We start from the raw sequence: 12,207 nt of genomic DNA on the forward strand, positions 1-12,207 counted from the left end.
GCTCCCACAGGCACTGTGCTGGATTCAAGACAGGTGCTGTAACTGTGGGAGCCGGCTTGCCGGCGAACACCGGCGCAGCAGGTGCCAGACACCGAGTCGCCTGCTTCGCGGGCTTGCCCGCTCCCACAGGTACTGTGCTGGATTCAAGACAAGTGCTGTACCTGTGGGAGCCGGCTTGCCGGCGAACACCGGCGCAGCCGGTGCCAGGCAACGCGTTGCCTGCTTCGCGGGCAAGCCCGCCCCTACACGCGGATATGCTGGCCTGGGAGGCTGTCGTCAGTAGGAAGCCACCACAATGGACACCCGCCGGTTCTCGGTACGCCCGGCGCTGGTGCGGTTGTTCGCCACCGGCTGGCTACTGCCCAGCCCGCGGGACTGGATGTTCTGCGCCGGCATGCCTACCCCGACCAGCGCCCTGGCCACGCTCTGCGCCCGGCGCTCGGACAGCTGCTGGTTATACGCCGCCTTGCCGGACGAGTCGGCATGCCCATCCACCCGCACGCCCTGGATGCCAACACCGAGCAGCGCCTTGCCAATGCGTTCGACAATCGCCTGGCTCTGGCTGTTGAGGCTGTCCAGGTCGCTGCCGAACAGCACCTTGCCGGACAAATCGTAGGCCCAGCCTTCGTCGGTCAGGGTAAAGCCTTCACGCTTGAGCACGGCAATCTGCTCGGCGGTCAGGCCTTTGGGCGGAGCGCTCTGGCAGCCGGTCAGCGCCAGCACGGCGAGCAACAAGGCCCAAAGGGGGAAACGCAAAGCCTGTATCACGGGTTCAACTCCTGTTCTTGATTTCGCTGGCGGACCGTTCCGTCTGCGCCAATTGCCAATGACCACGGCGTTTGCGCTTGGCCTGGTACATCGCCGCATCGGCGGCATTCAGGAGACTGGCGGGGTCGGCGCCGTCATCCGGGTAATAGGCAATACCGACACTCAACGAGGTGGCGATACTGCGACCGCTATCCAGCTGAACCGGCAACTTCATGCTGGCAACGATCTTCTCGGCAATGTGCTCGGCGTCCTGGCGCGAATGCAAAGGCGTCAGCAGCACGGCGAACTCGTCGCCACCCAGGCGCGCCACCAGGTCGTGCTCGCGCAGTTGGGCACGCACGCGGTCGGCCACGCTGATCAGCACTTCGTCGCCCACCGCATGGCCGAGGGTGTCGTTGATCTGTTTGAAGTGGTCGCTGTCGAGAAACAGCAACGCCAGGTGATCTCGCTGCCGTTCTGCATTGCGCACACTGCGACTCAGGCGCCCCTCGAAGAATGCGCGGTTGGGCAGGCCGGTCAGGCTATCGTGGCTGGCCTGGTGCGCCAGGGTCTGGTTTTCGCTCTGCAGGTGGCTGTGCCATACCTCCAGCTCATCCAGCAGGGCGTTGAAGTCATTGCCCAGTTCGTTGAGCTCGGCAATCGGCGCTTCCGGCACGCGCCGGTCAAAACTGCGCTCGCGGCGGGCGGCGTGGGCGACACTGGCCAGGCCGCGCAGCGGGCGGACGATATCGCTGAGCAGTCGCCGTGACAGGTATTGGGCAGCCAGGGCGCTGAGCACCGTGCAGAACAGGATGCCGGCCAGCCCGCTGAACAGGAACAGCAACAGGCTACGCCCCTGGCCAACCAGCTCGATGCGCCCCACCTGCTGTTGCTGGTGCGTGATCGGCAGGTTGATCGGCTCATCCAGCAAGGCGGTGGCCACCTGCGCCTCCAGCCGCGCGAGCACGCCGGTATCGCTGCGCTGCCAATGCGCCAGCTGCTCGCCTTCGTTGTTGAAGACCCTGGCTTCGGCCACTTCCTCGGTACTGGCAATCAGCGCCAGCGACTCATTGGCCGCTGCGCTGTCGTCAAACACCACCGCCGCTTCCACGGTGTAGCTGATCGAGCGGGCGATCAGGTGCAGGTTGTCGTTGGCGTAGACACGCAGGGCGAGCACGCCCAGCAGGGTCAGGGATATGCCGGCCAGGCCCACGGCGAGCAAGGCGACGCTGAGATGGCCACGGCCCAGCACCGAGCGCAGGGTCGGGCGCACGCCGCGCTTGCGGGTTGGCTTCATGGTTGCACCGCCCGGCGCCGCGACAATTGCAGCACGCTGGGGTGAATGCGCACGCCGGAGCGTGCCACCGAGTCCAGGTTGACTTCAAAGGCTACCTGCTGGTCGCTGACCCGCAAGCAGAACAGGCTGCCGACCGTGCACGGGTCGTCTGCCTCGCTGATGCTCAGCACCGGGTGGCCACTGACGCGCTCGAACAGCCGGTCGCGCTGGCCCTGGTCGAGTTTGCCGATGTAGATGGCGTCGCAGGCCTGGGCGACCTGGCTATCGTCTGCCAGTAGTCGCCGCACTTGCAGCGGTCGGCCGGACTCCTGCACATGGCCTTTGATCAGGTCATCGGCGTATTCGGTCGGGCCGACCAGGCACAGGCGCAAGGGCGAGGGTTCGACGGGCCAGCGGGCGTAGCTGAAGATGCCCAGCACCACCTGGGTGACGGCCTTGGCACGTTGCTGCGCCTGGGCGGCAGTTATGGCGGGGTCTGCCCGGGCCGGGCCTGCGGAAAGGAACAGGGCGACCAGCAATAGCGAAAGCACACAGCTCGTCACTCGCCTTGCGGCCACTTTCATGTGGGAAATCTCTTAAGGTCCTTTCCGATATCGGCGCAACGATAGCACATGGCCGCATGCTTGTATGAAAGCCGCTGATCCAATGCGATCCTTGTGGGAGCGGGCGTGCCCGCGAAGCAGGCACCACGGTGGCTGGCACGGGCTGCGCCCGTGTTCGCGGGCACGCCCGCTCCCACAGGGGATCTCCTATTGGCTCACTACAGGGTCAGACCTGCTCCAGCATCAACCCGGAAATACGCCGTACCTTGCGCGCCACCGCCTCTTCGAAAATACCCTGGCGGGGCTCGACCAGGCTGAAGCAGTGCTTGGCGCGGGTGATACCGGTGTATACCAGCTCCTTGGTCAGCACCGGGTTGAGCGCATCCGGTAGCACCAGCGCGGTGTGGCTGAACTCCGAGCCCTGGGACTTGTGCACGGTCATGGCGAATACCGTTTCCACTTCGTTCAGCCGGCTGGGCAGGACGAAGCGCACACCGCCGCTGCCGTCGTTACGCGGGAAGGCCACGCGCAACAGGGGTTCGCCGCGCTCGTCCGGCAGGCGCAGGGCAATGCCGATGTCACCGTTCATCAGGCCCAGGCCGTAATCGTTGCGGGTTACCAGCACCGGGCGCCCTTCGTACCAAGGCTGCTGGCTGTCGATCAGCCCGGCATTGTGCAGTACCCGCGCCACCCGTTCGTTGAGGCCTTCGACACCCCAGGCGCCGCGGCGTACCGCACACAGCAGCTGGAAGTCCTCGAAGCTGTGCAGCACCTTGCCCGCCCATTGCTCCCACGCGGGGTCGTCAACGGCGGTATCGAGTGCCGGGCGAAAACGGCCAAGGGTACGCAGGTAGCTGCGATAACCCTGCGGGCCGTCGCTGCCGCGGTTCAGGCCGTCGAGCAGCAGGCGGTCGAAGGCGCGGTCCTGTTCGTGCTTCAGGGCCAGGCTGTGCACATCGGGCGGCGGCGCGGCCAGCAGGTTGCGCGCCGCATGGGCGTCCTGGCGGTTGACCAGCCGGGCCAACTGGCCAATGCCGCTGCCTTCGCCGAAACGCCGCGAGAAGCGCAGCATCACCACCTGCTGGGCCAACGGGTTGCGTTGCTCATCGCCGGCCTTGAGGCCGCTGCCCGCCAGCGACTCGCCACCGGTCTGCTCCAGCCATGCCTCGGTCGCCGGCGAGTAACAGCCCTCCTCGGCATCTCGGCACAGGTCACCCAGTACCGCACCGGCTTCGACCGAGGCCAGCTGGTCCTTGTCGCCCAGCAGTACCAGGCGTGCCCGTGGCGGCAGGGCATCGAGCAGGTTGGCCATCATTTCCAGGTCGATCATCGACGCTTCGTCGACCACCAGCACGTCCAACGGCAGCGGGTTGCCGGCATGGTGGCGGAAGTGCCGCGAACCGGGGCGGCTGCCGAGCAGGCGGTGCACGGTGCTGACCTCGGTGGGGATCTGCGCGCGCACCTCGGCGCTGACCTGCAGGCGCTCGACCTGTTGGCCAATGGATTCGGTCAGGCGCGCGGCCGCCTTGCCGGTCGGCGCGGCCAGGCGAATGCGCAATGGCCTGCCCTGCTCTACCGCCGGCGCCTGCAGCAAGGCCAGCAGGCGCACCACGGTAGTCGTCTTACCCGTGCCGGGGCCGCCGGTGATGATGCTGAAGCCTGCGCGGGTGGCCAGGGCGCAGGCAAGCTTCTGCCAGTCCACCTGGCCTGCCGGCGCACCACCGTCGAACAGCTGCGCCAGACGGCCAGGCAGGTCGGCCGGAGGCGCTTCGGCCTGGGTCAGGCGCTGGCGAAGGGTATGGTCGATGCGCCGCTCGTAACTCCAGTAACGGCGCAGGTACAAACGCTCGCCGCTGAGCACCAGAGGCCGCGCTTGCTGGCCCGGGGTATCCCCGGCGGCCACCAGCGGGCTGGCAGTAATGCGCTGGCGCCAGGCGTGCAGGTCGAGGTTGGCGAGCAACTGCGAAGGCAGCAGCAAGGGGCCGGTCAAGGCGTCGCCTTCAGGCGGCAAGGACAGGGCGAAATCGGGCTCGGCCAGGGTCTGCTGCAGGTCGAGGCAGACATGGCCGTGGCCCAGTTGGTGGCTGGCCAGGGCGGCGGCCAGCAACAGCAGGGGGTCGCTACCGGGGGCTCGCTCCTCCAGGAACGATACGAACGCACGGTCCAGGGCGCGCAGCCAGCCGCGCTCTACCCAGCGGTCGAGCAGTTGCAGCAGGTCACCGCTGTCATGCTGCGGCGCCAGTGCGAGCAGGTGCTCGGCGTGCAGCGGGGTGGGCAACAGGTCGACTAGGCTTCGGCTCATATCACGGCTCCGGCAAACAGGTCCTGCTGTACGGGCGGATGCTCACCACGGAACAGCGCATCGAGGCTTTCGATCAGCTCACGCGGTGGCTTGGCGTGGTAAACGCCGTGGCCGCTGCTGCTGGCGCCTCGCAGGAAGATGAACAGGGCGCCGCCGACATGGCGGTCGTAGTCGTAGTCAGGCAGGCGGGCGCGCAACTGGCGATGCAGGGCCAGCAGGTACAGCACGTACTGCAGGTCGTAGCGATGCTCGAGGATGGCCTTTTCCATGGCCTGGGCATCGTAGGCCTGGATATCCGGGCCCAGCCAGTTGGACTTGTAGTCGGTCACGTAGTAACGCCCGTCCAGCTCGAAGGCCAGGTCGATGAAACCTTTGAACATGCCATTGAGCACAGTCGGCTGCGCCGCCGGGCGTGCCAGGCCGGGGTGGGTGTGGCGTGCCACCAGGCGGTCGAGTTGTTCGGCATCGACCTGGTGGCTGGCGAACCAGAACTCCATTTCGATCTGGTAGTGGCGCAGCTGCCCGAGAGTCACACCGAGGTCGTTGCCCGGCAACGGCAGCGCTTCGCCCAGCAGGCGCTGCAGCCAATGCGTCAGGGTGGGGATCCAGCCGGTCCAATCACGACGGTTGCAGCGCTGGCCAACGGTACGCTCGATCAGCCGTGCATTGCCGCTGACCTGGCTGAAGCCCTCGCGGCCAACCCATTCCAGCAAACCATGCAGGAAGGTGCCCGGGTTGGGCCCACGCGGGAAGCGGTGAATATCGCCACTGTCGGCCGGGACCTCGCGCAGCACTTGGGTATCGACCACTTCATCATCCAGTAACTGCTGGGCCTGCGAGCTGTCGGCACCGAGGGTCTGGTCGCCGACGCGCAGGGCACTGTACGAGGCAATCCACCAATGCTCGGCGCCCGCTGCGCGGCGCGGTTTGCGGGCAGGTAGCAGCTCATGCTCTGCGTGCGGCATGCGATACACCTGCTCATCTGCCGGCGGCAGGCTCGGGCAAGAGATGTGCGGGCAGGTCTTGGCCAAGGCCTGCAACCAGTCCGTCAGTTGCTGCGAGCCCGGCAGGGCGAGGCCGCCACCCAGCAGGTAGCCGAACGCCGAGCGGTGCAGTTGCGAGCTCTTCTGGTTGCCCCGCTTGAGGTCGGCGACACCCAGCCAGCAGGCATGCTGGGCACGGGTCAGGGCCACATAGAGCAGGCGCAGGTCTTCGGCCAGGCGCTCGTCGTCGGCGCGGTCGATCTGTTCCTGGTCTGGTGTGAGGGTGAGATGGGCGTTGCCCTGGCTGTCATGCCAGGCCAGCGGCAGGCGGCTGCCGTCCACTGGTTTGCTGGTGCAGATGAACGGCAGGTAGACCAAGGGGTATTCCAGGCCCTTGGATTTGTGGATGGTCACCACTTTCACCAGCTGCTCGTCACTCTCCAGGCGCAGGATCTGCTCTTCACCAGCCTGGCCGGAACTGGCCAGGTGCTCGGCCAGGTGGCGGATCAGCGCCTGTTCGCCGTCCAGTTCGCCGGCGGCTTGTTGCAACAGCTCGGCCAGGTGCAGCAGGTTGGTCAGCACCCGTTCGCCATCGCTGCGGCGGATCAGCGTGCGCGGCAGCTGGAAGTCATGCAGCAGGTGCCGCAGCATCGGCAACACGCCCTGGCGCTGCCAGGTGTCGCGGTAACGGCGAAAACGCATGACCCAGTCTTCCCAGACCCGCTCGTCCTGGTTCAGGCGGTCCAGCGCAGCCAGCGACAGATCGAGGGTAAGGCTGGCCAGGGCGGCCTTGAGCAGGCGCTCCGAGTCGGGTTCGGCGCAGGCCTTTAGCCAGGCCAACAGGTCGTGGGCTTCCTGGGCGGCGAATACCGAGTCCTTGTCGGACAGGTACACACTACGCACCTCGCGCGCGGCAAGCTCGGCGCGGACCATCTGCGCTTCATGGCCATCGCGCACCAGGATGGCGATGTCCGATGGCAGGCACGGGCGCAGTTCGCCCTCGGCATTCTGGAAACCAGCCGTGCCTTGCTGGCCGCCATTGAGCAAGGCGACGATATGGCTGGCGCAACTGGCGGCCAGCTGCTGCCGGTAAACGCTGCCGGAGACCGGCTCTTCGCTTTCCAGATGCCAGCATTGAAGGGCTGCGCAGGCTTCACCGTCGATCAACAGCTGCTCGCCACGGCCTTTGGCGCAGACCTCGATGAACGGCAGCGGGTTGTCATCGGCCTCGCGGAACAGGAATGCGCCACGCCCTGCCTCACGCGCCTCGGCCTGCAGGAACACCTGGTTGACCGCCGCGACCATGGCCTTGCTGGAGCGGTAGTTGGTGTCCAGGCTGTGCAGGCGACCAATCGTGGCACGGCGGGCGGCAAGGTAGGTGTAGATATCGGCGCCACGGAAGGCATAAATCGCCTGCTTGGGGTCGCCGATCATGAACAGGCCGGTTTCGGCGCGGTTTTCGCTGATCTGGTAGATGCGCTCGAAAATGCCGTACTGCACCGGGTCGGTGTCCTGGAACTCGTCGATCAACGCCACCGGGAACTGTTCGCGGATCAGGCTGGCCAAGCGCTCGCCGGCCTCGCTGGCAAGGGCGTGCTGCAGGCGCAGGAGCATGTCGTCGAAGCCCATTTCCGCACGCCGACGCTTCTCCACTTCGAAGCGTGCCGATACCCAGTTGGCGGCATGCTCGAGCAATGGGGCATCCGGGCTGTCCAGGGCCTGCAACTGTTGCTGCAAGCTCTGCATGGCATTGAGGGCGGGGTGCTCGGGTGGCTCGCCCTTCCAGGCTTCGGCCATGCCCGCCGGGGTCAGGCGGGTAAAGCCGGTGCCCAGGTCGAGCTCCACCAGTTGTTCGTCTGCGGCCCAGGCGCAGAGCTTGTCGAACCAGGGCTCGAAGTAACGGGCCTGCATCTTGCGGCCATCGACCTGTTTGGCGGCCAGTGCATCACGGCAGATCTGGCGCAACTCCTCGGCCCATTGCGCCCAAGGCGCCTTGAGCCGGGCCAACTGCTCGCCACGCTGCTGCAGCGATGCCTGGATCAGTGCCGCCGGCTCGGGCCCGTCGTGCTGGGCGCGCACGCGACCGAACAGCGGGCGGATCCGGGGCAGCAAGGCGTCGGGGCTGCCCCAGTGGCCACGCACCCAGGCCAGCGCGTCGCCTTGCATGCCGTAGCAGAAGCGCCGCCAGTAGTCGCGCATGACCTGGCCCAGCAGTTCGCTGTGGTCGGTTTCCAGGGTCTGGGTGAACAGGCTGCCGCTATCGAAGGCATGTTCGCGCAGCATGCGCTGGCACCAGCCGTGGATGGTCGATACCGCTGCCTCGTCCATCCACTGCACGGCGATTTCCAGGCGCCCGGCACAGCGTGGCCAGGTTTCTTCCGGGTAATCGTCACGCAGCTGGTGCAGCAGCGGGTCGGCCGCCTCCAGCTCGCCACGGAAGAACCGCGCAGCTTCGGCCAGGCGGGCGCGGATACGTTCGCGCAGCTCTTTGGTGGCGGCGTCGGTGAAGGTCACCACGAGGATCTGCGGTGGTAGCAGCTCGCGGTCGAAGCCCTGCTCGCCACCGTGACCGAGGATCAGGCGCAGGTACAGCGCCGAAATGGTGAAGGTCTTGCCCGTGCCGGCGCTTGCCTCGATCAGCTGGCTGCCATGCAGGGGGAAACTCAGTGCCAGGGGGCGGTCCTGGGTCATGCGCCTTTCTCCGGGTTGCCCAGGGTCTGCCACGGGGCGTTGAACAATGGGCGGTACAAGGTTTCGCACCAGCCTTCGAAGGTTTCATCAGCGGTGAGCGTGGCAAAGTCGCGGAACTGCCGAGCCAGGGCGATGCTTTCACTGCGCTCGCCGAAGCTGGTGCGCTCGTCGCCTTCGTAGGCGCGGGCAGCAGCAGCCAGGGCTTTGTCGCTATCGTCCTGGGCGAGCCAGGCGAACGCGGTCTTGGCCGCGACCGGCAACGGCGCATTCATCGCCGCCTGGCGGGCTACCAGCAGGTCGCCCAGCAATTGCGCCGCCTGCGCTTGTGGCAGTGGCGCAAGCAGCAGGGTCAGGTCGCTGGCTACCAGCGCGCTGTTATAGGGGTAGCCCGCCGCGCAGGCCGCCAGGTGCGTGACCCAGGGCGCGATCAGGCGGTGCCACTTGAGGGCGTTACGCCCGGCACTGATGGTGTTGGGTACGGTGGTGATGCTGAGCAGGCTCTGGTCATCCGCCTGGAACACCCGCCCCAGCCAGCCTTCGAGACGATGCTGGCCGTGCTCGAAATGCACTGGCAATGCCCCCTCGACCAGCTGCGGCCAGCGTTGCAATAGCTGGCGATGGCGTTGGAGCAGGTCTGGCAGGGGCTCGATCAGCTCGCGCTGCAGCAGTTCGCCGAAGCCGGCCAGTGGCAGCACGCCACAGGCCTGCAAGCGCCGGGCCTGGGCCTGCAGGGCCTGTTCGGCATTGTCCGGCTCGGCCAGCGCTGCACCCAGCAGGCTTTCACTGGCGCCGTACCGTTGCAGGGTATCGAGGACGAAGGGTTCCTCGTCCGGGGTCGGTGCTTCCAGCGCTTCGAAGTAGACTTTCAGACGCTGGCTGAAGAAGTGCCGCACCGGGTGGCGCAGGAAGTCATTCAGCTGGGTCAGGCTCAAGGCCTCATCGTCATGGTATGGCGGCAGGCCGGGGTCAGCCTGCTGGTACTCCTGGCCCTGCTGGTGTAACACCTGCCATTCGTGGGCAAAGCTGAACAGCGGGCTGCCCTTCTGGAAGTAGCGTGGGCTGAACGGTTGCAGCGGGTGCTCCTGGGTCAGTGCGTGCAGCAGTTGCTCGCCCGGTTCTGCTGGCTGCCCCTGCTCCGCGCCTGCCAGCTGCCAGCCGGCTGCAAGGTGATCGCGCAACTGGCCGATCAGTACCGAGGCCGGGCGTTCGCTGTTGTCGCGGATGCTGCGCCCGACCCAGCTGACATACAGCTGGTCGCGGGCCGACAACAATGCTTCGAGCAGCAGGTAGCGGTCATCCTCACGGCGCGAGCGGTCACCGGGGCGGTAGTCGCTGGCCATCAGGTCGAAGTCCAGCGGCTGCTGAGCGCGGGGGTAATCGCCATCGTTCATGCCCAGCAGGCAGACCACCCGGAACGGGATGGCGCGCATCGGCATGAGGGTACAGAAGTTCACCGAGCCAGCGAGGAAGCGCTGGGACAACTTGCCCTGGTCGAGGCCCGACAGCCAGGCTTCGCGCACTACGGTCAGCGGCAATGGGTCTTGCAGGCCGACGGCCTCGCACACTTCAAGCCAGCTATCACGCAGATCCTGCAACTGCATCAGCAGGATCTCGTCGTGCTCGCCCTCGGCCAGGAAAAACACTTGCAGCAAGGCATGCAGGCGCTCGCCCCACTGGCTGACAGTGGCAGGCTCGGACAGGGCCTGGCCGGCCACTTCGAGGGCGTCCAGCAAGGCGACCAGCGGGCCGATCAGTGCCGCATCCAGGCCACCGATTTCATCGTAGGGTTCGATGCCGTCACAGGCCTCACCCACGCCTACGGCATAACCCAGCAGCATGCGCCGCAGGCCGAACCGCCAGCTGTTCTGTTCCAGCCCAGCGGGCAAGCCCAGGCTGGCCCGCTGCTCGGCATTGAGGCCCCAGCGGATGCCAGCCCCCTCGATCCAGCGGTGCAGCGTGGGCAGGTCGTTTTCGCGTATGCCGAAACGGGCGCGGACTGCCGGCACATCCAGCAGGTCGAGCACTTCGCTGACCGCGAAGCGGCTGTCCGGTAGCTTGAGCAGGTGTTCGAGGGCAATCAGCAAGGGTTCGCGGCCACGCTGGCCCTGGTCGGTCAGGGTGAACGGGATGTAGCGCGGATCGTTGCGCTGCAACTGGCCGAAAACGGCGCGAATATGCGGCGCGTAGGTATCGATGGCCGGCAGCATGACGATCACGTCACGTGGGCGCAGGGTTGGGTCGGCGCTGAACCGGGCCAGTAACTGATCGTGGAGGATCTCCACTTCACGTTGCGGGCTGTGGGTGATGTGGAAGCGGATCGAGCGGTCCTTCGCCGGGTCGACTGGATGCCACTGCTCGCGGGTTTCTGCGAGCGGACGCAGTTCGAGGATGTCGTCCTGCAACTGGTTGAGCAGCGTGGTGGGCGAGCCGTCACTGAACAGGTCGATGCGACCGTCGCTGAACACGCCCTGGTAACTGCCGGGGTCATCGTAGCTGTCGAGCAGGTTGATGTAGTCGCGGCCTTGTTTGCCCCAGGCGGCCAGCAAAGGGTGGGCATGCTGGTGCAGCGTCTGGTCGTCCAGTTGCAAGGGCATGCCCTGCTTGCGCTGCTGACGCTTGTACTGGTGGCGCAGCAGGTCCTTGTCGGCAACGATATCGGCCCAGTGGTGGCGGCAGGGGTTGTGCACGCACAGCAGCACCTGGCTGAAGCGTGCCAGGCCGGCCAGTGCCTCGAGGGCCTGGGCTGGCAGCGAGGAGATACCGAATACGATCACCCGAGCCGGCAGACCGGCAGGTGCCTGCTCCAGGCTGTTGATCCGTTCGATGAAGCGTTGATGTACGCCGGCACGGCTCTGCGCCATGCCCTGCTCGCCAACATCCTCCAGCAATGCACGCCACAACTCTGCCTGCCAGCGGTTGCCCGGGGGCAGCGCCTTGCGCTCACCGCGAGCGGTGTTGAGGATGTGCTCGCCAGCGGCCCAGTCCTTGAGCCAGTCGGCGCGGTAGACCTGATACTGGTCGAACAGGTCGGCCAGGCGCTCGGCGAGCTGATAGCGCTTGCGCAGGTCGCTGTCGTCGGTGAGGAAGCGTCGCAACGGCTCGAAATGCGGGCGTTCGATCAAGGCCGGGAGCAGACGCATCAGACGCCAGGTCAGCGGTGCCTTGTCGAGCAGGGAGACTTCGGGAATTTCATCACGGCCCAGCACGCTGCGGTACAGCTGCCACATGAAGCTGCCTGGCAGTTGCACGTCGATGGCGGCGGCGATGCCACAACCACCCTGGTCATCGTCCTGAGGGTCTTCGGCAAGGGCCAGTTTGAGCCATTGGGCGATGCCATTGCTTTGCACCAGGGCGATTTCGTTTTCCAGAGGTGCCAAGGGATAGCGACGCATCCAGCTCACCACCAGGCTGCGCAGGTCGTCGAGGCGGTTGCCGTGGACGATCATGAAGCCGGGGTGGAGGTGAGTGGTATTGGGCATCGGGAGGTCTCTGGCTGGTGCTGGTGGCTGAGGGGGCACGATATCACGCGGATGCCCGAAAGGGCCGAGTGCCATCAGGCCCTAATGCCGCTCAGTTAACGTTTGCCGGCTTGATTGGGGCTGCTTTGCAGCCCTTCGCGGGCTCGCCCGCTCCTATGTATGGACT

Annotated in this window: 6 protein-coding genes; all 6 read right to left on the reverse strand. The window is 66.3% G+C overall.

Annotation, left to right across the window (positions count from 1 at the left end; genetic code table 11):
* Positions 1-276 precede the first annotated feature (276 nt).
* Complete coding sequence (locus B2790_RS19010; RefSeq protein WP_286919489.1) at positions 277-768, reverse strand: OmpA family protein; 492 nt, start codon at positions 766-768, stop codon at positions 277-279.
* Between the two features lie 4 nt (positions 769-772).
* A complete protein-coding gene (locus B2790_RS19015; RefSeq protein WP_286919490.1) occupies positions 773-2,044 on the reverse strand; it encodes a diguanylate cyclase domain-containing protein in 1,272 nt (423 codons plus the stop codon).
* The gene (locus B2790_RS19020; protein ID WP_286919491.1) at positions 2,041-2,607 is read right to left on the reverse strand and encodes a YfiR family protein; all 567 of its coding nucleotides are present in this window, start codon (positions 2,605-2,607) and stop codon (positions 2,041-2,043) included. Before B2790_RS19020 ends, B2790_RS19015 begins: the two co-directional genes overlap by 4 nt.
* Before the next feature lie 205 nt (positions 2,608-2,812).
* Positions 2,813-4,888 (reverse strand): exodeoxyribonuclease V subunit alpha, encoded by a 2,076-nt coding sequence (gene recD / locus B2790_RS19025; RefSeq protein WP_286919492.1) that lies wholly within the window; start codon positions 4,886-4,888, stop codon positions 2,813-2,815.
* Positions 4,885-8,562: an exodeoxyribonuclease V subunit beta gene (gene recB, locus B2790_RS19030; protein ID WP_286919493.1), complete on the reverse strand. Its 3,678-nt coding sequence runs from the start codon at positions 8,560-8,562 to the stop codon at positions 4,885-4,887. The genes recD and recB overlap by 4 nt, the downstream gene beginning before the upstream one ends.
* A complete protein-coding gene (recC, locus tag B2790_RS19035) occupies positions 8,559-12,041 on the reverse strand; it encodes an exodeoxyribonuclease V subunit gamma (protein ID WP_286919494.1) in 3,483 nt (1,160 codons plus the stop codon). Before recC ends, recB begins: the two co-directional genes overlap by 4 nt.
* Positions 12,042-12,207 lie beyond the last annotated feature (166 nt).

The organism is Pseudomonas sp. UBA6753 (assembly GCF_002453565.1).
Classification (GTDB): Bacteria; Pseudomonadota; Gammaproteobacteria; order Pseudomonadales; family Pseudomonadaceae; genus Aquipseudomonas; species Aquipseudomonas putida_Z.